General features: G+C 34.1%; 20 protein-coding genes and 2 pseudogenes. 11 read left to right on the forward strand and 11 right to left on the reverse strand.

What is annotated here, in order from left to right; all coding sequences use genetic code 11:
* The first annotated feature begins 5 nt into the window (after window positions 1-5).
* The 4 genes from F6K06_RS01285 to F6K06_RS01300 all read left to right on the forward strand — a co-directional run bounded on the left by F6K06_RS01285 (window position 6) and on the right by F6K06_RS01300 (window position 4,252).
* Window positions 6-308, forward strand: coding sequence for a hypothetical protein (locus tag F6K06_RS01285; protein ID WP_124145254.1), 303 nt, complete (start codon window positions 6-8; stop codon window positions 306-308).
* Entirely contained in the window at window positions 301-1,806 is a 1,506-nt protein-coding gene (locus F6K06_RS01290) for a two-component regulator propeller domain-containing protein (protein WP_287242313.1), read from the forward strand. The genes F6K06_RS01285 and F6K06_RS01290 overlap by 8 nt, the downstream gene beginning before the upstream one ends.
* On the forward strand, window positions 1,784-2,494 hold the full coding sequence (locus F6K06_RS01295; protein WP_287242310.1) for a response regulator: 711 nt from the start codon (window positions 1,784-1,786) through the stop codon (window positions 2,492-2,494). The genes F6K06_RS01290 and F6K06_RS01295 overlap by 23 nt, the downstream gene beginning before the upstream one ends.
* 129 nt (window positions 2,495-2,623) lie before the next feature.
* Complete coding sequence (locus F6K06_RS01300; protein ID WP_287242307.1) at window positions 2,624-4,252, forward strand: response regulator; 1,629 nt, start codon at window positions 2,624-2,626, stop codon at window positions 4,250-4,252.
* Between the two features lie 378 nt (window positions 4,253-4,630).
* Here the strand turns inward: F6K06_RS01300 and F6K06_RS01305 are convergent, their stop codons facing one another.
* Entirely contained in the window at window positions 4,631-4,765 is a 135-nt protein-coding gene (locus tag F6K06_RS01305; RefSeq protein WP_287242304.1) for a hypothetical protein, read from the reverse strand.
* 75 nt (window positions 4,766-4,840) lie between these two features.
* On the opposite strand from F6K06_RS01305, the gene F6K06_RS01310 reads away from it, so the two are divergent.
* Window positions 4,841-5,203, forward strand: coding sequence for an STAS/SEC14 domain-containing protein (locus F6K06_RS01310; protein ID WP_124144442.1), 363 nt, complete (start codon window positions 4,841-4,843; stop codon window positions 5,201-5,203).
* Between the two features lie 350 nt (window positions 5,204-5,553).
* Here F6K06_RS01310 and F6K06_RS01315 read toward each other — a convergent pair.
* The 8 genes and pseudogenes from F6K06_RS01315 to F6K06_RS01350 form a co-directional block, all read right to left on the reverse strand.
* A pseudogene (locus F6K06_RS01315) lies at window positions 5,554-6,057 on the reverse strand (Rpn family recombination-promoting nuclease/putative transposase); the annotation flags it as partial.
* A 161-nt stretch (window positions 6,058-6,218) separates the two neighbouring features.
* A complete protein-coding gene (locus F6K06_RS01320) occupies window positions 6,219-7,067 on the reverse strand; it encodes an ABC transporter permease (RefSeq protein WP_124144445.1) in 849 nt (282 codons plus the stop codon).
* Between the two features lie 164 nt (window positions 7,068-7,231).
* The gene (locus tag F6K06_RS01325; RefSeq protein ID WP_124144446.1) at window positions 7,232-7,450 is read right to left on the reverse strand and encodes a hypothetical protein; all 219 of its coding nucleotides are present in this window, start codon (window positions 7,448-7,450) and stop codon (window positions 7,232-7,234) included.
* Between the two features lie 3 nt (window positions 7,451-7,453).
* Window positions 7,454-8,368, reverse strand: a complete 915-nt coding sequence (locus F6K06_RS01330; protein WP_124144447.1) for an ABC transporter permease — start codon at window positions 8,366-8,368, stop codon at window positions 7,454-7,456.
* Window positions 8,369-8,662: 294 nt separating this feature from the next.
* Window positions 8,663-9,769: a PotD/PotF family extracellular solute-binding protein gene (locus tag F6K06_RS01335; RefSeq protein ID WP_192901097.1), complete on the reverse strand. Its 1,107-nt coding sequence runs from the start codon at window positions 9,767-9,769 to the stop codon at window positions 8,663-8,665.
* 212 nt (window positions 9,770-9,981) lie between these two features.
* Window positions 9,982-11,130: an ABC transporter ATP-binding protein gene (locus F6K06_RS01340; protein ID WP_124144448.1), complete on the reverse strand. Its 1,149-nt coding sequence runs from the start codon at window positions 11,128-11,130 to the stop codon at window positions 9,982-9,984.
* Between the two features lie 620 nt (window positions 11,131-11,750).
* A complete protein-coding gene (locus F6K06_RS33680) occupies window positions 11,751-11,879 on the reverse strand; it encodes a hypothetical protein (protein ID WP_338043160.1) in 129 nt (42 codons plus the stop codon).
* 839 nt (window positions 11,880-12,718) lie between these two features.
* A complete protein-coding gene (locus F6K06_RS01350) occupies window positions 12,719-13,480 on the reverse strand; it encodes a DUF4340 domain-containing protein (RefSeq protein ID WP_287242299.1) in 762 nt (253 codons plus the stop codon).
* A 573-nt stretch (window positions 13,481-14,053) separates the two neighbouring features.
* Here F6K06_RS01350 and F6K06_RS01355 point away from each other — a divergent pair.
* From F6K06_RS01355 to F6K06_RS01365, 3 genes are all read left to right on the forward strand, one after another.
* Complete coding sequence (locus tag F6K06_RS01355; RefSeq protein WP_161564458.1) at window positions 14,054-14,206, forward strand: hypothetical protein; 153 nt, start codon at window positions 14,054-14,056, stop codon at window positions 14,204-14,206.
* Between the two features lie 132 nt (window positions 14,207-14,338).
* On the forward strand, window positions 14,339-14,554 hold the full coding sequence (locus F6K06_RS01360; protein WP_124144450.1) for a hypothetical protein: 216 nt from the start codon (window positions 14,339-14,341) through the stop codon (window positions 14,552-14,554).
* 177 nt (window positions 14,555-14,731) lie between these two features.
* Window positions 14,732-15,385, forward strand: coding sequence for a cytochrome P450 (locus F6K06_RS01365; RefSeq protein ID WP_124144451.1), 654 nt, complete (start codon window positions 14,732-14,734; stop codon window positions 15,383-15,385).
* Between the two features lie 432 nt (window positions 15,386-15,817).
* On the opposite strand, the gene F6K06_RS01370 is transcribed toward F6K06_RS01365, so the two are convergent.
* The gene (locus tag F6K06_RS01370) at window positions 15,818-17,560 is read right to left on the reverse strand and encodes a Gldg family protein (protein ID WP_124144452.1); all 1,743 of its coding nucleotides are present in this window, start codon (window positions 17,558-17,560) and stop codon (window positions 15,818-15,820) included.
* A 546-nt stretch (window positions 17,561-18,106) separates the two neighbouring features.
* On the reverse strand, window positions 18,107-18,724 hold the full coding sequence (locus F6K06_RS01375) for a hypothetical protein (RefSeq protein ID WP_124144453.1): 618 nt from the start codon (window positions 18,722-18,724) through the stop codon (window positions 18,107-18,109).
* Window positions 18,725-19,639: 915 nt separating this feature from the next.
* Here F6K06_RS01375 and F6K06_RS01380 point away from each other — a divergent pair.
* From F6K06_RS01380 to F6K06_RS01390, 3 genes and pseudogenes are all read left to right on the forward strand, one after another.
* Window positions 19,640-19,759: pseudogene (locus tag F6K06_RS01380) on the forward strand (IS1 family transposase); the annotation flags it as partial.
* Window positions 19,760-20,189: 430 nt separating this feature from the next.
* On the forward strand, window positions 20,190-20,360 hold the full coding sequence (locus tag F6K06_RS01385) for a hypothetical protein (protein ID WP_161564459.1): 171 nt from the start codon (window positions 20,190-20,192) through the stop codon (window positions 20,358-20,360).
* A 189-nt stretch (window positions 20,361-20,549) separates the two neighbouring features.
* Entirely contained in the window at window positions 20,550-20,768 is a 219-nt protein-coding gene (locus F6K06_RS01390; protein WP_124144454.1) for a hypothetical protein, read from the forward strand.
* Window positions 20,769-20,839: the final 71 nt, after the last annotated feature.

A 20,839-nucleotide genomic window follows, 5' to 3' on the forward strand; every position in this document is an offset into this window, starting at 1 on the left:
AATTTGTGGGGCTAGATTTAGTAAGTTGGGTAATACCAAAAGTAGGGGGTTATCTTGTGAAAAAAGCGGGCGATCGCCTAACTCAAACTTTGAATAAAACAGATAAAACAGATATAGAAAAGGCAATTAAATCTGGAGAAAAAGCTGTGAAGGAATGGGAAAAAGAACTCTCGCCTCAACAGCTTTTGTTTTATGCGGCTAAACCGGATGGTTGGAATGGATTTAATAAATTTCTGAGTCAATATTTTGAACATTCTGGTGTTTTGACAGAATTAGAAAAACCATATATTATGAAAAACTATGTATAAAAATCGTCTAAAAAATAATAAATATTATCAGCCAAATATAAACAATAGCAGGACTCAACTGTTTGGGAAACATCCCATTCGGATAGGGTGCATCTCATATTTGCAAAAATACTTTTTTCCTATATATTGCCTATTGCCTGTTGCCTGTTGCCTGTTGCCTGTTGCCTTGGGAGAAGACCACTCCTTTCAGACTGAACAGAAAACAGTAGAAAATTTAGCTACCTTGGCAAAGAAACCAACACCACAGATACTCCGAGCAAGAGATGCAGGAAAATTTACCAAATTCAAACATATCACCAGCAAAGATGGACTTCCGGAAGATAGAGTCTGGAACATTGTTCAAGATAATGATGGGTTTATGTGGTTTGCGATGAATGGCGGACTCATTCGCTATGATGGCAATGGAATGAAAATTTTTCAGCACGATCCTAATAATCCTGGTAGTTTGAGTAGCGATCGCACTAGAGACCTATTGATAGACCGTAGTGGTACACTCTGGATTACAACTTGGAATGCTGGACTTAATCAATATGTACCTTCCACTGAGAGTTTTACCCACTATTATCACGATCCAGACAACCCCCAAAGTTTAAGTAGCGATGCTCTTAGAGCTATCCATGAAGACAGTCAGGGAAATTTATGGATAGGTACTTTGGGTGGTGGACTTAACAAACTGAATCGAAATACAGGCAAATTTACTCGCTACCAACATGATTCCACAAATCCCCACAGCTTAATTAATAACGATGTGTTTAAAATCTATGAAGACAGCAAGGGTGTACTTTGGATCGCAACTTATGGTGGTCTGGAAAGGTTTGACTATGAAACAGAAAAATTTACCCATTATCAGCACGATCCAAACGACCCCCATAGTCTCAGTGACAATGTTGTACGAGGAATTTATGAAGATAGTCGCGGGAATTTATGGGTGGGTACTCAAAACGGTCTCAATACTTTAGACCGGGAAACCCAGAAATTTACTCGATATCAATACAATCCCGACAATATCAATAAGTCAGATAACAACACAGTTTTTACAGTATCAGCAGTTGAGGATGATGCAGGTTTTGTGTGGTTTGCGACTTGGGGTAATGGACTTTACCGATTCGACCCCCAAACAAAAACCTTTACCCATTATGAACATAACTCTGGCGATCCCTATAGTCTCAGTCATGATAATACTCTTCCACTCTACAAAGACGAAGTCGGCAAATTGTGGATTCCCACAGAAAGGGGTGTGAGTATACTGGATCTTTTAGGCAAATCATTTATTCATTATCGTGCCATCCCTGGGGATGATAATAGTTTGAAACATAATGGTACTAATGCTATTTATGAAGACCGATCTGGTATTGTCTGGATTGGAGGTAGTGGTGGGTTAACCAGATTTGACCGAGATTCAGGACAATTTACCCATTACGAATACAACCCTAATAATTCCAATAGCTTAAATAACCCGACGGTTAAATCTATTTGTGAAGACCAAAATCGTCAGTAAAGAAGATATAGAAACTCAAGAACATCCACGTCATGTCATAGCTTTAAAACCCAATCAACCCCGTTATAAAATATTAATTGTAGATGACCGGCCTACTAATCGTTTATTATTGATTAAATTATTACAACCATTAGGATTTGAATTAAAAGAAGCAGAAAATGGAAAACAAGCCATAGAAATCTGGGATGAATGGCAACCTAATTTAATTTGGATGGATATGAGAATGCCAGTTATGGATGGTTACGAAGCAACTCAAATAATTAAAGGCACAATCAAAGGAAATGCCACAGCAATAATTGCTTTAACAGCAAGTGTATTAGAAGAAGAAAAGTCAATTATTTTATCAGCAGGATGTGATGATTTTGTCAGAAAACCATTCCGAGAATCAATAATTTTTGAGACGATGAAAAAGCATTTAGGAGTGGAATATATTTATGCAGAAGAAACTCCAGCTAAAACTACCAGTGAATTACCAAATTTAACAGTAGAAGATTTGCAGGTAATGCCGAGTGAATGGTTAGAAAAACTGTATGATGCAGCTAAAGCTTTAGATGACGATAGTATCTTAGAATTAATAGGACAAATTCCGGTTGAGAAATCTTTATTAGCGGAAAAGTTAATTAATTTAGTCAATGATTTTCAATTGAAGACTATTAGACAATTGATTGAATCTCTTAAATCAGGATAAACCATATAGCATTTCTCAGGCTAGTGAGGTAAACTATTATTTTTACTTCACTATTGCCTGTTGCCTGTTACCTGTTGCCTAAAGCCTAGAGTTTTGTACCTCACTCTTTTTGGGAATTGCTATAAAAATATGAATAATATATCAGAAAAAAATTCAGAAGGAACTATTTTAATCGTTGACGATCAACTTTCTAATTTAAAAATTTTAGCTACTCTTTTAAAAGATAATAATTATAAGGTAAAAAAAGCCATTGATGGAGAGAGTGCATTAATTTCTATTGAAACAGACACTCCCGATTTAATTTTACTAGATATAAAAATGCCCGACCTGAATGGCTACGAAGTTTGTGAACGTTTAAAAGAGCATCCTAAAACTAAAGATGTTCCAGTGATTTTTATTAGCGCTTTAAATGAAGTTTTTGATAAAGTAAAAGCATTTGAAGTAGGGGGAATAGACTATATTACTAAGCCTTTTCAAGAAGAAGAAGTTTTAGCAAGAGTTAAAAGTCAGTTAATTATTCAAAAACAAAAACAGTTATTAGAAAAAGAAAGAGAAAGTCTAAAACAAGAAATTAAACAACGCCAAGAAGCAGAAGCTATTTTATATCAATCTAGGGCATTAATTTCTGGTATTTTAAATTCCTCTCTTGATGGTATTGCAGCGATGGAAGCATTAAGAGACCAGAGAACAGGAAATATTATTGATTTTTCTTGTTTAGTTGTTAATCCAGTTATTGCTAGAGCTTTTAATCAAGAACCACAAGATTTAATTGGTAAATTAGTGCTGAAAAAGTTTTTACATAGAATTCATTATGATTTATTTACAGATTTAGTTAATGTGGTAGAAACTGGAAAATCTTTAGAGCAGGATATTTATTATAATAACCAAGAAGAAGGAAAATGGTATCATTTCATCGCCGTTAAATTAGGGGATGGTTTTGCTATTACAGTAAGAGATATTACAGAAAGAAAAAACTTAGAATTAACCCTTGAAGAAACTAATAAAGAATTAGAAACTTTTAGTTATAGTATAGCTCATGATTTCCGCGACCAATTAGAAACTATTGAGTCATTAACTCATTTTCTCAAAGAAGAATATGGAGATGATAATTATACCAATCAAAATGCTCAAGATTATTTTGATTTAATGTTTCAATCAACTGCTCGAACGCAGCAGATTATTAAAGATTTACTCATGTTGTCCAAGATAAAAAAAAGTCCAATAACTCTTGAATTAGTGCATTTAAGTAGTATAGTTCAACAAATACTAATGAAGCTTCAAATCAAAGAACCACAAAGAAAAGTTGAATTATTAATTCAGCCCAATGTTACAGATCAAGGGGATCAAAGATTTTTAACAATTGCTTTAGAAAATTTAATTGGTAATGCTTGGAAATATTCATCTAAAAAAGATGTTACTCAGATTGAATTTGGAGTTTTATCCGCAGAACAAAAAGAATTAGATTCAATCATTAATCAATGCTCTTTATATTACAAAGACAAAAGCTTATGTGTACAAAAATCAGATGTAATTTATTTTATTAAAGATAATGGTGCTGGCTTTAATATGGAAATATTCACAGAATTATTTACTCCTTTTAAGCGATTCCATTCAGATGATGAGTTTGAAGGAACTGGTATTGGTTTATCAATTGTGAAAAGAATTATTAATTGTCACCAAGGTTTAATTTGGTGTACTTCTCAAGTGGAAAAAGGCACAACTTTTTATTTTACTCTTAATAGCAGTATAAAAATTTAAAAAAGAAGCAGTTAGATAAATAGTTAGCCTCGAATAGCAGTGAGTATGCCTAAAAATTGAGGAGTCACAAAATTGTGAATTCTAGTCTATTTTTATGAAAACCGCTATAATTTTAATTTATGTTCTCTGTTTAGTGAAAATCCTAGTGTCGCTACGCGCAAGTCAAAAGTTAAAAGTTAAAAGTATTGATTGGTAAGGCTTTTAGGATTTTGTAACTGGTTAGTTATTTCTGCCATCCTGCACTAGAACTTTGCACCCAATCTACTGTGCGTGAAGATCATTTTCATTTTCTATTGCTATAATAAAAGAAGAAAAGGTGTTGGTAATTTGAGGTATGATATCATGTCCGGATAAGAGTGCCATAGAACTCCATTCTGTTTACGCGACCAAAAAACTTTCTCCTTCTATTCCTCTTCCTTCTTCTTTCTTCTCTCCTGACTCCTGACTTCCCCTCCTGGGAGGGGGAGGGGCGAGGGGTGGGTTGACTCCTAAGTAATGCGCGATTAATATCATACACGCGCTTTACCAACGCCGAAGAAAAAACTCTACAAACTGCTCTGATATAGATTGAAATCTAGGAGGGCCATTATGATTGAAATCAGTTCCAATCAACAGGATAACGTTCTTGCCTTTACTGCTCATGGTCGAGTCACTGGAGAGGACTACGAATCTGTTTTGATTCCCGCCATAGAGGCTAAGTTAAAAGAAAAACCCAAAATTCGCTTGCTTTATAATTTGGGCAGTGATTTTTCAGGGTTTGAAGCTAAAGCTTTATGGGATGATGCAAAAGTAGGTCTTCAACACCCAACTGCTTGGGAAAAAATTGCAGTTGTGTCCGATAATAAATGGGTTGTCGGAGCAACAAAACTGTTTAGATTTATTATTCCTTGCCCTGTAAAAGTATTCGACAATAATCAATTAGTGGGAGCCACTGAATGGATTAATTCGTAGGTTGAACAAGTAGTAATTGGTATAGCAGAAAGAAGAAGGAACGATTGAGGGACCGAAGTTAGCGAAGTTAGAAAAATTTTGCGTTGTCGGAGTTTTAAGCTTTTGATATATCTGCGCCCTTTTCTTCTACTGCTATATATTTTTATATTCAACTTCTTGGGATTTGCTCAACTTAATCTTTATTTATTATAATTGGGTTGCGAGATACGCTTAACCCAAACTGGTAGCGCGTCTAGCTTTATAGATGTGGGAGAGGTTAGATTAAGGGAGCGATCGCTCTATTCCCTATCCAATTATTTCAACCAATTCAACAAATCTTCCAAACTACTAAAACTTAAAGTTGTTCCTCCTAAATCTTCTAACTCTTTGGGGAACTTCGGTAATTCTACAAATATCATTGCTACTTCTTCGTCTCTATAGTCAAATAATTGCTCTTTCTCTTTAAACACAAAATGATTAATCTATTTGCCGGTTTCTTCAAACATCTCAAAATTTGTAATCGTTAAAGCAATTACTGGTTTTAATTTCCGATATCCTTCCCTAGTGTTTAATTGATTGCCATAAGTTTTACACAAATTATAAACTACTCGCTTTTCAAAAGCCGTAACACTCAATACCTGCATTTAAATAATCACATTGGAGCCGTCATTTAAGATAGCTTTCACATCTAGATAACTATCTTTCAAACTAATCGTATCTCCTGGATTATATGGGTCAATTATTTCCCAATCTTGAATCATAGATTCACCACCATATATTAGAGCATTCAAGAAACTAATCAAAATATCTTTACTCTCAGTTGAGCCAAATATTTTTTTGAAAGCAAAATCTGTTTTAGGACTAATAAATCTCATAGTTTTACTTTGTTTATCAACTCCAGTTATGGGGATTTAAACCCAAACTTTTAGCGCGCTGAAAGCTGAGTTATGTTTACAGAGCATTCCGGTACGGAAAATGCTGATAGCTAGTTAATTATTAATTGTTGAACCACAATTAATCTATTCTGACTCCTGAACTACTTAATACTTTTTTTCTCACTTCTAGTCCGCAAAAATTCTCCAACAATTGCAATCGCTCCTGAGCCTAAAATTAAAATTACACTCAGGGCATTAATATCAGGTTTTACCCCTGTACGAATCCTACTAAAAATTTCCATTGGCAAAGTTGTTGCCCCACTTCCTGAAGTAAAACTAGCAATTAAAAAATCATCCATACTTAATACAAAAGCTAGCAAACATCCAGATATAATTCCTGGCATTAATTGGGGTAACAATACTTGCAAAAAAGCTTGTACTGGAGTTGCTCCCAAGTCAAGGGCAGCTTCCTCTAAATTAGGGTCTAAATCTGCTAATCTTGTGGAAACAACTAAACCCACATAAGCTAGACAAAAAACAATATGAGCTGCAATTATTGTCCATAAACTTAATCTAATTGCCAATGCTGCTAAAAAGACTAGAGTCGCAACAGCGATCGCTATATCAGGAATAATTAATGGTAAATAAGAAACACCTAAGTATAAAGATTTGCCTCGAAATTTATATTTTGCTAAACCTACTGCCATTAAAGTACCAATAATTGCTGACACAGCCACAGCACAAATAGCTACAGTTAAACTATTTTGTAAAGCATTTAAAACTCTAGTATCTTGAAAAAGCTTGACATACCATTGCAGGGTGAAGCCCTCCCATCCTGCACTATATTTAGATTTATTGAAACTATAAAAAGTCAAGACAAAAATTGGCAAGTACATAAACAAAAACATTAAAATTGTAAATATTACCTGCCAAGAAATATGAATTTTTGATTGAGATTTAGACATATCTATTGGGATATTATCTTCTGGATTTATTAAAGTATTTGTCATTTCAGTTATCAGTTATCAGTTATCAGTTATCAGTTATCAGTACCTCTACCTGAAGTCATATCAAATCCGGTAGCATCGGTGTTATTCAGTATTTTAAAGACAAGAGTCCATATTGTAGGGGTAAACGATCGTTCTTCTCTAACCATTGTATGACGACGACAGAATTATATTGCTCCGAAGCCAACGCATTTGAGACCAAGAGAAGAAAATTTTTTCCTTTGAGTCAATCCTATCCGCTTCCAAGGAGAGGTAATTATTAATTGTTGAATCCTACTTCCTCCCTCGTTCCTCCTGTCTCCTGTCTCCTGCCTCCTGTCTCCTGTTTCCTGTCTCCTGTCTCCTGTCTCCTGTCTCCTCCCCTTACGAAAAGACTTTTTCAGCAAACCCTACTTAGAGGGTTTACCATCGCCAAATTTTAGTAAAAGAGCGATCGCTATACTCACCCCCAAAATCATAACCATACTCAAAGCTGAACCAAACCCCCAATTTTGAGTAGCTCCTAAAAATTGATTATAAATTAATCGAGCAGCTGTCATACTAGAAGCACCACCCAATAATTCAGGGTCAACAAAATCTCCTAAAGAACTAATAAAAACTAATAAAGAACCCGCAGCAATACCAGGTAAACTTTGAGGAACAGTCACTTTCCAAAAAGTTTGTATAGGGGTTGCTCCTAAATCTGCCGATGCTTCTAATAATCTCCGGTCTAACTTTTCTAAAGAAGCATAAAGAATAGTCACAATATAGGGTAAATAACTATAACTCATACCAATCAAAACAGCGGGAGTTCGATTCAATACTTCTAAAGGTGGTAATCCAATAATTCCAATAATTGAGTTTAATACGCCAGTTGGTCGTAAAATTGTAATCCAAGCATAAGAACGTAATAAAGATGAAGTCCAAAGTGGCAAGACAAAACCTAATAAAAGTAAATTTCGCCACCGTTTGGGTGACATTAAAGCAATCCAATAGGCTACAGGAAATCCCAATAATAAACATAAAATTGTTGTACCTGTAGCAAAATAAATTGAACGCCAAATTACTTTTAAATTAATCAGGTCAAATACTCGTAAATAGTTACCAATGCCATCAGGGTTTACTAAATCTCCAGGTCGAATATTTTCTACTAAACTCAGTTGGAAAATTACTAAAGTCGGCAACACTAATATCAACAGTAACCATAAACCTGCCGGACCTAATAAAGCTAGAGGACCTAACAGTTTAGAAAATGTTTGACTTATACCATGTTTTGACTGAGAATTAGGGAAAGCTGGAGCAGACGGTTTAGTAGGTGTAGTCATATTTGTCAAGTCAAAATTCAAAAGTCAAAATTCAAAAATAATATTGTAGAAATTGGAACATTTCTCAAGGATTGGGTTCTATAGTGCTATACGAAGTTAAAAGTAAAAAGTTAAAAGTAATCTCTGACTGAGTTTTCGATGCCTAAATGCATAATGCTATATATTTTCAGGAACAAAGAAATTTATTAACTTTTACTGAGGATTTAATGACTAAAAAAAAGTTAGTAGAAAAATTCCATACATAAATCTACTCAGGAATTTGTCTTCCTCCTTCCTCCTTCTTCCTTCTTGCAATTATACACTTCTTAATTTCGTCCAGTATTCATCATAAACTTCTTCATATTTACCCAGTGGAACTAAACTTTCACACTTTTCAATAATTGATTCTGGGGGAAATAAAGTAGGATCTTCTTTTAGTTCTTCTGATAATCTTCGATAAGCTTCACGAGAAGGTGTAGCAAAACTGAGTCTCTCCACAATTTCAGCAGCTATATCTGGCTGTAACATAAAATTAATCCACTGATAGGCACCATCAGGGTTAGGAGCATTTTTGGGAATCACTAATGTATCCGTCCACAGAGAGGAACCACTGCGGGGAGTAATATATTCTAAATCTTCATTTTCTGGTTTAATTTCTGCAGCATCAGAAGAATAACACATAGCTATCAACAAATCTTCTACCAAAATTTGAGACCGCCAACCATCTGTAGTAAAAGAGGCGATCGCTGGTCTAAGTATGAGTAACTCTTGGTAAGCTTCCCTGATACTTTCAACATTAGTAGAGTTGTAGGAATATCCCAGCTTTCGCAAAGCACACCCCATCACCTCGCGCACGTCATTAGCTAGAGTCAGGCGCTTTGATATTAAATTTTTATTTTCCCAGAGATACTCCCAGTCAGTGGGCGCAGTGGGTAACAGTTTGCTATTGTAAATTAAACCAGTAGTACCCCAACTTATGGGTACACTATAGACATTACCAGGGTCATATATAGGGTCTTGAAATTCTGGGAACAGATCGTCTAAACCAAGAATTAGAGAATGGTCTAACTCTGTCAACAAACCCAGGGATTCCATTTTTTGCACCATATAATCAGATGGATAGATGATGCTATATGCTCCACCTCCTCCAGCTTGCACTCTAGCTAGCATCGACTCATTAGAGTCAAACACATCTGCAACTACTTTGATACCTGTTTCATCGTAGAAGCGGTCTAGCAAATCTTGGTCTGTATAACCTGCCCAAGTATATATATAGAGTAAATCTGAATCTCCCTGCATTCGGGGGTTAGATTTTACTTCAGCTAATCTCCAACCACAGCTAGAAAGAGCTGAAGCTGCGATGGTAGCTGCTGACGTTTTGAGAAATTGACGTCTAGAAGTGCGAGCATCTTGCTTGTTAATAGATGCAGCAATAACATTTCCCCGATATTTCTCGAAATTAGTTGGAGGCACTTTCAATAATTAATAATTAATAATTAATAATTAACAATTACCTCTTCTTTTCAAGGAGAGGATTAGACTCTTAAGGAAAATTTTTTCTCCTTTCAAGGAGAGGCTTTAAACCTTAATTATTCGGTAATTTTTCAATAGTGAAAATTTAGTTTACGTTTTTGTTATCTTGTCTCGCTTAGAGCCAAACAATCTTGTTTTGCCCAATAAAGATAGATAGGGGTATCTGCGCTGGGCAAAGTTCCTTGTGTACTGGGCTGCCTGATCGTCATGCGATCGCCTGACAACAAATTTACATGATAATATACATGAGTCCCCATATACATAACATTTATTAATCTACCTTCAAAGCAATTTTCTGATATATCTAGGGAATAAAGACTTAGCTCTATTTTTTCTGGCCGCACACTGACGACTACGGTAGCACCTGCATAAATCTCTCCGTTTTTTGCCTCTTCACTAACTGTTGATTGTTGTACAACAATTTTAATACCACGATCTGTCTTAACTACTATATTTGAATGATCGATAAATTCAACTCGACCCTGAAATAAATTCGTCTCTCCAATAAAATCTGCTACAAAAGGACTTTCAGGGTGCTCGTAAATTTCTTGAGGAGAACCTATCTGCTCTATTCTACCTTCGTGCATCACGGCAATACGGTCAGACATACTCATAGCTTCTTCTTGGTCGTGAGTTACCATCACAAATGTAACGCCTAAATCTTGATGTAAGCTAGACAATTCCATTTGCATTTGTTTGCGTAGTTTCAAGTCTAGGGCACCAAGAGGTTCATCTAATAATAATACTGCTGGACGATTTACCAACGCCCTTGCTAAAGCTACCCTTTGTTGTTGCCCACCAGATATTTGATTGGGATAGCGATCGGCAAATTTTTCCATTTTCACCAGTCGTAAAACTTGTGCCACTTTTTCTTCGGTTTCAGTTTTTCCTACACGTTTAATTCGTAGTCCAAAGGCAATATTATCTTTGACGCTGAGATGATTAAATAGAGCGTAGCTTTGGAAAACAGTATTTACAGGGCGACGGTAAGGAGGAGTTTGATTCATGGATACTCCCCTAATCATTATTTCACCTGCTGATGGGGATTCAAACCCAGCAATTAAGCGTAATGTTGTAGTCTTGCCACAGCCAGAAGGGCCAAGAATACTAAAAAATTCTCCTTGACGGATATTCAGGTCCACACCTCTTACTGCTGTATGGCCTTCAAACACTTTGAATACTTTATGCAGTTCAACGTCATTTTGGGTGTCGGTTATTGTTGTCCCTAGATTAAGTGCAGTTTGAGTCATGGTTGCTATGTCATAAGTGGGAAAGTTACTCTGGAAATCTGGGTCTTATTGAATTTAAGTGTAATATTTTTCAGTATTTTAGCAGTTCTGGCTATTGCGCTTCATCTATTTGGGTCAGGACTTATACCATTTTGATAAATGTTTGCTACAAATAGCTAGGATATTTCTTAGAAGTCAACCCACCCCTCGCCCCTCCCCCTCCCAGAAGAGGAAGTCAGGAAGACTGAGTCACATGGGAATAGTTTCAATACCAGTTTTTAGCTAGGAAATTCTCTTTTTCTCTTGTTGCGCTACTAGGTGCGACTGGTGTGGTCGCGGGGTCGCACCGCTCTCTTGGTCGATTGGATATGGCGAGGAGACCCGTTCTTACAGACCCGCTCCGAAGATCGCCATCCCACCCTACGGGAAGCTACGAAGATCGACCGCTTTGTCAAAGGGACATCTCCTGCAAATATCTTTATAATCATGCTGATTATTCGTAACATTCTTTTTTCATGCATGGTATTACGCATAACCACTAAATATAGTAGGGGTTAACGGCCGTTAACCCCTACAAATTTTGAATTGTTCTGCTTTTTAGTTGTTTGTCTAGGAAATGAAAAATCTTATTTTTCATGTTTTTAATCTCCTACTGCAAAAATCTGTTGGGCGGTTAATTTAAGCTCTGGAAATGTAGGATAAATAATTTTTTCATCTCCTCTAAATTGTTGTACTTGATATTCTTCGTCAATTAACTGATAAATTGACAAAGTAGGTTTTTTGGGTTGCCTATATAATGTTTTTCCCTAATCCAACTATCCAATATTCTGGTATTTCTAAACCCTCATAATCAATTAATTTATGACCATAAATTACGCCAATTTGTACTCACAAGTTCAATAATTAGCTTACAGCGGTTTTCATTGAGTAATTGTGGAACGTTTTTTCCATAAAGGCTCATCTTTTAAAGCAGATTCATCCAGAAAAATTACGTCTGGATTATCACCAGATTTATTTGTATATATCGGTTTAACAATTGCTTGTCTGGGAATAATATAAGGAAGTTCAAGAAGTTCGATTTGTACTCCTAGTTTAAGGGCGAGAAAACCTGCTACTTGTTCGTGAGTTCCTGTAGACTGTATTTCAAAAACAACTCCATTTTGTAATTAATCACGACCATAACCATCTGGATACCAATCTGAAAATTCATCCAAGGTCATTAATTGTGGGGTAGCTTCTACAATCATATTAATCTCTTTTATGTAATTTTATATTAGTTCTATTCTACGATATTAATTGAGCGTTAAATTTTAGCTCTCATTTCTAGAAAATTTATCGAATAATGAAGGTTTAAAGCTTCTCATTTTCAGGAGATACAAGAAAAAAATACTTTTAGTCAATCCTATTATTTTCAGGATAGGTAATTATTAATTATTACAGCAGTTTTCGAGTTGATAAGGTACAAAATTTTATGTTTTTAGGAAACACCGGATCTGTGTTCTGGGAACAAGGAATGAATAAAAATTATAGATTAGTCTTAAACTTTACCTCACTATCCTCAAATTTGCTGTAATTTTTAATTATTGGATAATTCCACCTATCAATTTAGTTATTCTGTTAGTAAATAATCATCAGTAGGTGAAGGAGATCCCTCCGGTTTAGGAGATGATTTTTCTATTTGCACATCATCTTTTTTCTCAGTAGATTCTTCTAATTGTTCGGGAGATTTTTCAGATGATGGTTTAGCTGTTTCCGGTTCATCTTTTTTTTCAGTAGATTCTTCTGTTTCAGCAGATGATTCTTCCGGTTTTTCTTGTTTTTCCCATTCTGCAACTGGTTTAGTTAAAACATTTTTGAAATTGACAGATAATAACAAAACAGACACCTCTTTTGGCGGTTCTCCTTCAACTTCTACTTGAGAATATATAGAAGTACCATCAAAATCTGCTTTTCCTAAAAACAATCTCCTAGTTCGCTCATCTTGAAGTTTAATTTCTACAGTAATTTCTGGTTTTTCTAAACCATATTCAGATAACTGAGAAACAGGAGTATTAATAGAGCGATCGCTTTTTAATCCTGTTATTTGGTCTAACAAAAATTCTACTGTTAGTAAATCAGCTTCTTTTTCTGTAGGTGCAGTTATTTTCCAAGTTGCTTCTTCGGCATTTTCATCCTTTGTTAAAGTTAATATTTCTGATTCTTGTTTGATAGTAATAGCCTGAATTTCTTCTGACTTAAAATTAAACACCTGTTTTTGTTGTTCTTGCAATTCTGCCTGTTGCTGCTTACCTCTAATTTCATAAAAATAAACAAAACCGCCTAAAGCAAGTGCTGTTAATATTAATGTTAAAGTTGTTTTCTTGATTTTCATAACATTTACGAGTTCTGAAAAAAGTTTTCTTCTCGAAGTAAATTAAATTTCAATCCTACATTTTGAACTTCAAAACGTAGTAGAAAGAATAAGGAGTCAGGAATCAGGAGAAAATAACGGTTGCCAATAGAAATAAAACAAATAAATAATTAAGTATTTATGTTTAATATTTTTCTGATAATTTGAGTTTGAAAAAGTTCAACTCCCTTCGGGAGAAGGAATAGGCAACAGGCAACAGTTAAATAAGGACTGGGAGAAGAAAAAAATCTTTTGCCTGTTCTTGGGGTAAGTTAAGTAGGTAGGAACGAAAAAAACAAAGTATGTAATAAAAAGTCAAGTAGCTCATAAGTCTCTTTCCTTTCCTAGGTCATGCTGCGCAAACAGCTCCTGCTGCCCTCTGCCTACTGCCTTTGTCTAAAAATAAACTTTAACGCCTAGCCTACCTACTTAGTCTAAACTCAAGTCTTTAAAGACTGTGTCAAAGTTGTTTTTTGTAATAATATAGTATAGTGATACAGTATGTTTAATATTTTTTGAAAGAGTCACAAATCTAATGAGGAAATTTCAATATTTATGAATATTAATCCAGCTTCTTATTTGCCTTTGCCACCTGGTAATTTAGGATTACCTTTTATTGGAAAAAACAAAATATTTCCCAAGAATTATCAAGACTATATAAAAGAAATGTACGAAAAATATGGTCCTATTTATCAAAGCAGAATTTGAGGTAAAAAATTTATTTACTTTCAAGGATATTAAGCTGTAAAATTTGTTTTCATTAGTTAAAACAAATACTTTACATCACCTATCATTTTCAAAAATTCTCAAATAATTTTTGGTCAAACTGATATTACTAGGTTGGTAGGTAAAGAACATAGAGATAGACAAAAACTATTAGCTCAAGTTCTCAATAAGCAAGGGCTAAATAACTATATTAATACCATTCATAATTTGAGTCAAGGCTATTTTTTAAAATGGATAAAATCTGATTTTGTAGATTTATATTTTGAAATAAATAATTATACTTTAGACCTTGTTTTGAAATTATTGCTAGGTATAGATTCTGCTTCATAAAGTGAAATCGGTAATTATTTAAAAGACATGAAGTCAGGATTAAATACCATTCCGTTAGCTTTTCTTTGGACTAAATTAGGTTGTGCTTTAAAAAGTAAGGATAAATTATTTAATCAATTTGAACAAATCATTGTAAAAAGACAGAAATAGAGTGATTTTGGTTCAGATGTATTAGGTATATTACTTACAGTTCGAGAACAAACGCATAACCAAATAACTATAACAGAAATAGTAGAACAAATGGTTAATCTTTTATCATTAGGAAAAAAGGAATTAAGTTCAGCATTAACTTCTTTTTTGATTTTAACAACAGAGCATTTAGATGTTTTAAACTTACTTCAAATAGAACATGAAAAATTGGATAAATTAGAACCACTATTTTTCGCTAAATTAAAGAAAATGGTTTATCTAGAAGAAGTTATCAAAGAAGTATTACGGCTAGCTCCTCCTGTGAGTGGTGGACTTCGAGAAGTTCTTCAAGATTGCTCTTTTGAGGGATTCCGAATTCCTAAAGGATGGAATGTAGGTTATCGAATTAGTTCAGTTCTTCAAGACCCAGAAATATATAAGCAACCAGAAAGATTTAATCCAGAACGGTTTAATCTTGTAAATGCTGAAGATCAAAAGAAACCTCTTTGTTATATCCCATTTGGAGGTGGTGTAAGGGAGCGTATAGGCAAAGAATTTGCTTATTTGGTCATCAAAATTTTTATATCTGCCCTACTAGATAATTGTAGTTGGAAATTTAAAGAGAATCAAGATTTGACAATTAATACATTTCCTGTTGCTCGCCCAGCAAATAAAATAGAAGTTTGCTTTACGCAAAAGTAAATTAACTGCCAAAATCTACAATAAAATGGCCTTGCTTACCTACTGTGAAAACCGATGCATCACCGTAGACTTCTGATGCCTTTAAAGACCCTAAACTCCAATTATAAATGATTTGTCACACTAGATTGTAATTTTTTCTCTTGCTGAAATCTCTTATGACTTTTCACTTTTACCGTAAGGATTCAACTATTAGTATTCAGCTTTTCCTGCGGAATGCTGCGCAAATAGCTTTTGAACTTAATACTTACTAAGGTTAGTTGATGACTTTTTTCTTAATAACTTTTAATTCTCCTTGGAGACTAATTTATCGTTCCAAAATAATGAGTTAATGGCTGATAGCTGATAGCTGACTGCTGAATGCTTACCTTTTACCTGTCTCCCTTTCTCTCAAATATTAATCTTTTCCAACTTTCTATTACTATAAATTTTAATTTATTGTCTTCGCCACCATATAATTCCACCAATTGTAAAGCCTAAAAATGGTAAAATTACTATTGCCATCCAACTTAAAAATCTAGCTCGTACTAATTTCATTGCAATACGACGGTTTGTGTTTTTTTTCGGACTAATAGAAAGTATTTTTTCTTCTGGTTTACCTAACCAAGAAACTGAGTTAAGAAAAACATCTTTATTGAGTTGTTGTTGAAACCAACCGTTTGTAGCAAATTGAGAATTTCCTAACACTACTAAACGTGCTTCTTCAGATGTATTTTCTGATTTTTCTACTGTTTCTTTCGGGTCAAATTCATCTGGTGGTTGACCAGGAAGTGGAGGAATAACTTCTGCTAAAGTTATCTCTTTTTGCTCTTCTAACTCTGAAGTAGAAGTTGCCACAGGTTCATTCGGTGGTTGACCAGGAAGTGGAGGAATGGGAGTAAGGTCTAATCCTGTTTCATCACTTTTTTCTACAGTAGAAGAACGAGTAAAAGCTACACCTATTGATAATGGTCCAAGGCGATCGCGACCCTCATTAAACTGTAACTGACCCCTTAAATCTGTTTCGGCCCAACTTTGGTCATTAGTCCAAATTAGAGGACTTTCTACTATTCCATCCACTGTTTCACTTTCTATAGGCCGTGCAAAAGGATATAATGAAATACCATTACTAAAATCATCAGTAATAGGATGTTCTCCATAGCTGCTAACTAATACCACCCAAGGGTCAAGACCTACTAACCGACCAATACTTGGGTCATCTATTGCTAGGCGATCGTCAACTAATACTCCCCACTCTTCAAATAAATCATCTAATTCTGGGTCGGTGCTTGGGTCTAACATAATAAACACACCACCACCTCCATCTAAATATTCTTTTAAAGCGGTAACTTCTGCCTCTAAAAATTCTCTTTGCGGACCAGCAATAATTATCACATCTGCATCTTCTGGCACTTGAGAAATACTTGCCAAATTTATCGACTCTACTATATATTTTTTATTTTCAAGAGCTTTTAGAGCTTCGGAAAAGCCTCTTTCCCCTTCTTCTAATTCCCTTTCACCGTGACCTTGAATAAAGTATATTGTTAAAATTTTGCCACCGAGTATTTCTTCTATGCTGTTAGTTAGTTTAGATTCTGTGAGAGGTTCTAGTTTTCTACTAATAATAACTTCTTTTCTTTCTCCTGCTTCGAGATGAATTTCTCCTAATTGTTGTACCCCAAATTCATTAGCTTTTCCTGGTTGTTTCTGGGGGTCTACTAACTCAAAATAAAATTTACCATTTCCTTGTCTTTGATAGTTTTCTATTAGTTGAGTATATTGAGGATTTTCTCCTCGATCGAATATCCAAAGTTTGACTGGTTTTTCGAGATTTTCTAATACTTCAATTGTTTGAGTCGATAATGTAAATTTTTGATTTTCAGTAAAGTCTATTCTAGTTTGATAACGAACTGCTAGAAAGTTAATTAGTGCCAAGATAATCAATACTGAAATAGTAGCAAAAATTGCGTTTGTGCCTGCTTCGGTTGCTCGACCACTCCACCAAGTTGTAGTTGAGTTTTTTTCTACAGAATAAGCTTGATAAAAAATCCACAAACCAATTATGACTATGCCAGTAGTGATTAAACTTAATGGTATAGGTTCCCAAGTTCCTGAAACAACACCTGCTGATACACCGATAATAGTTAAAATTGGTCCTAGCCAAAATATATAAGTCCAAGTACTTTTGATACTGTTCATATTATCTTTTTTTCTATCTGTAAATTGTCTTGAATAGGAAATCAGGAATAATAAAGTTTTACGGAAGTTAAAAGTAAAAAGTAATATTTTATAGGCTCAAAACTCTAATGCTAAACTAATTTCAGGAAATTATTTCACATCTAAAGTTTGAAACTCTTTGTAACACTCTTTTTTCAAGTTAGTATAACACAGAAATAATATTATGAATAAATTTAGGGATTTATGCAATAAATTATTTACTTATTCCCTTTGTTTTTCATTACTGAATAATTAAGGTTTAAAGCCTCTCCTTTAAAGTAGAAAAAAGCGGTCGATCTTCGGAGCTTCCCGTAGGGTGGGATGGCGTACTTCAGAGCGGCTCTGATCAGAGCGGGTCTCCTCCCCATATCCAATCGACCAAGAGAATAATTTTTTTCTTTTAGTCAATTCTCTTCTTTTCAAGGAGAGGTAATGATTAATTATTAATTGTTGAAATATCAGCATCAAATAAATGAAATGTAACAATATTAGGTGATTTAGTATAACTCTTATTTTTATCATATTTTTTTAATTCTCTACTCCTTCCAAAATACCCACTAAAACTTCACCTAAATCTTTTATGTCCTCTGGTATTCTAAATAAATTAATATCTTGTGTAATTTGTTGTTCGGCTTTATTTAATTTACCAAAACGCCAGACATCTCCCATTGTTACTGCGCCATATAAAATATTGTTTTCTTCGACTTCAGCTAATGCAATTAACTCTACAGATAGCTGAGTAAAACCTCTGGTAAAATCGTCATTTTTAGCTTCAATAACTAATAAATTATTATGAGAACGCAGTAAATAATCCAAACTACCTTTTAACCAATCATTGACTTTCAAAGGATATTCAATTCTTAACTGACAATGACAATAATGAACAATTTCCAATAAAATTGGAGAGACTAAAATTTCTCGTCTAGCAGTTTCATTACTTAAATTCACAAAGGGTAAAATATTCTCTAATTTATTCTGTATTTCCGATAAACATTCTAATGTTTTTGTTGTCCTTGGCAAAGATAAATCAGATTTAACTAATGAATAATTTAACTCTGCTAAGATTTCATCAGCTTCATAAGGTAACTCAAAATAAGACCGAAAAGTATAAGATTGATCTTCCTGTAATATTTTTATTTTAGGCATTGCGAGACTCCATTAAATAAGTTATCAGTTATCAGTTATCAGTACCTCCTGGAATAGGGGACTATTAACCTTATTTATTAGTCAGAATAAATGGCTTCAATACCATTTTTTAGGTCAGAAATTAAGTAGGTAAGTGAAAAAATTTACAACTACGTCCGAAGCGACTAGAACGGAGTGGAAGGAAGTAATATCAAGGGTTTTGACTACATCAACATTTTGTTGAATAGCGAAGTTTATTTGCGCCTACCTACTTATCTCTTTTGTCAAAAAGACATCCTTACATTATTTTTTCACCGTTAGTATTATACCTATATTTCCCTACTCCCTATTCTCAAAAATTTCTATCCCCACTTTGCATTAATTCTACCTGGTTATGTTTCCCAAAGTTATGACGCTTCAACCCAATAAATATAATTTCGCCTATTGAATGGTTAGTGAGAAGAATTAAGAGTTCTCTGTCAAACATTCCTAATACTTTTCAAGCATCTAAATTTGACCAGTTTATCTATGGCAAGTTTGTAGGAAATGAAAGTGAATACCGTCTAGTTTCGCACAGTGAAAGTTTAAAGAATAATATCTCATAGCTGGAAGATATACATAAAAAAAATTATTACTTTTGGGGAATTTAAAGTAGCGATCATAATCGCCAAGCTGTAGAAATTTGTGGGAATAATACTTCTATTTTGCCAGAAAAACAAATTATACTTACTCAAGCTGCTCTTGCTAGTAGTCGGGATAAAAAAACACCTTTGTTGAATGGAAACCTCTCATTTTTCCAGCACCGTTATATTTTTTTTCTGAAGCAGAAATGGCTGAATTTAACAATCGATTTTTGGTAGTGCTCAATATGTAATGATAGAGGAGTAAAAGTTAGTGTTGTCCATCTATGCCGACCTGTCCAAAATGTGAATCTTCTTAAGACAAAGGGTATCCAGGCTAGTGCGAAAAACTTTGTCTTTTTCTAAATCTGTGGAAAATCATATTGGTGCAATTTGGTATTTTATTCATCACTATAATCAATCATTACTTGTTTAGCACTACCCGATTTTTTTGGTTATTAGTAGCTTTGAATGATATATCAATACCAACTTTCAGTGATGTCAATTTGCCTGATCATTATGAGAAAAATTACTGAATTTTGGGAAAATAAAGCTTTTTTAACTTATTACCAAAAGATGAAAAAGTAAAGATTCCAATAGAAAAATTTTGTGAAGAGCTTCCCGAATATGTGAAAAAGATTTCGCTTCAAGCACTAGCAGTAATTTTGAATGGTAAAAGACTATTGCTTACTGGCGAACAAGAGGAAAAAGACTAATTACTTATTAATTCTCTATAGTATTTTCCTTTTCCTCCCTACTAATGCACATAATAAAGTATCTTTAGCTATAGGTTAGGTTGACCCTGAATACTGTAAGTGGGCACAAATAATAGTTAAGCTAGATAGTTCTTCAATACATTTACGGGTTTGGCATTAGTTGGAGAAATCACGAGGGATAATTTTAAAAATCTGTTGATCGAACAACTTTTTCCTATTCTAGATATAGAAACTTTTAATCAAAGTAATTTAAAGCAATATTGGCAGAAAAATTTTCCTGATGCACTAGATTCTTTGAATTTATATTTATTAGAAAAATAGAGAGGTATTTTCCATATTCCTGAGATTGCTAATGGTTTAGAACTTATATCATGTCCGGATAATTAGTGATAAAAAAAAGTTTCTCTTTACTTCTTCTTTCTTCCCTCCTGACTCCTGATTCCTTAGTCGTTTATTTATAACTGTTCAACCGGACATGATATTACTAATTATGAAGCTAGTAAGCTTTATATGACTTGTCTAGAATTACACTCATCAACCTATGAACAAAGTTTGCCACTATTGGAATCTATGATTGAAAAGAGCATCAGTTTTCTAGAAGAGAGAGTTAAGTTTCAGACAGATAATTTTATGGCAGTTTATCAATGGTTTAATTCTCTATATTTTCAAGATAAATCCCCAAGCAAATTTACGGATAAGTCTCTGACAAATTTTCAGATAAACCTCTAGATCCGTTTGAATTATTTTTAACCTCAAGGAAAGTCCCAAATAATAGCTTGAAAGATTATCTAGAGACTTAT

It is taken from the genome of Okeania sp. SIO1H4, assembly GCF_010672695.1.
GTDB classification, from domain to species: Bacteria; Cyanobacteriota; Cyanobacteriia; order Cyanobacteriales; family Microcoleaceae; genus Okeania; species Okeania hirsuta.

Bases quoted from the DNA above. Each gene is read 5' to 3' on its own strand.
- F6K06_RS01290 (WP_287242313.1), top strand. From the start codon at position 301: ATGTATAAAAATCGTCTAAAAAATAATAAATATTATCAGCCAAATATA.
- F6K06_RS01300 (WP_287242307.1), top strand. From the start codon at position 2,624: ATGAATAATATATCAGAAAAAAATTCAGAAGGAACTATTTTAATCGTT.
- F6K06_RS01305 (WP_287242304.1), bottom strand. From the start codon at position 4,765: ATGATATTAATCGCGCATTACTTAGGAGTCAACCCACCCCTCGCCCCT.
- F6K06_RS01310 (WP_124144442.1), top strand. From the start codon at position 4,841: ATGATTGAAATCAGTTCCAATCAACAGGATAACGTTCTTGCCTTTACT.
- F6K06_RS01320 (WP_124144445.1), bottom strand. From the start codon at position 7,067: ATGACAAATACTTTAATAAATCCAGAAGATAATATCCCAATAGATATG.
- F6K06_RS01330 (WP_124144447.1), bottom strand. From the start codon at position 8,368: ATGACTACACCTACTAAACCGTCTGCTCCAGCTTTCCCTAATTCTCAG.
- F6K06_RS01340 (WP_124144448.1), bottom strand. From the start codon at position 11,130: ATGACTCAAACTGCACTTAATCTAGGGACAACAATAACCGACACCCAA.
- F6K06_RS01350 (WP_287242299.1), bottom strand. From the start codon at position 13,480: ATGAAAATCAAGAAAACAACTTTAACATTAATATTAACAGCACTTGCT.
- F6K06_RS01355 (WP_161564458.1), top strand. From the start codon at position 14,054: ATGAATATTAATCCAGCTTCTTATTTGCCTTTGCCACCTGGTAATTTA.
- F6K06_RS01370 (WP_124144452.1), bottom strand. From the start codon at position 17,560: ATGAACAGTATCAAAAGTACTTGGACTTATATATTTTGGCTAGGACCA.
- F6K06_RS01375 (WP_124144453.1), bottom strand. From the start codon at position 18,724: ATGCCTAAAATAAAAATATTACAGGAAGATCAATCTTATACTTTTCGG.
- F6K06_RS01390 (WP_124144454.1), top strand. From the start codon at position 20,550: ATGACTTGTCTAGAATTACACTCATCAACCTATGAACAAAGTTTGCCA.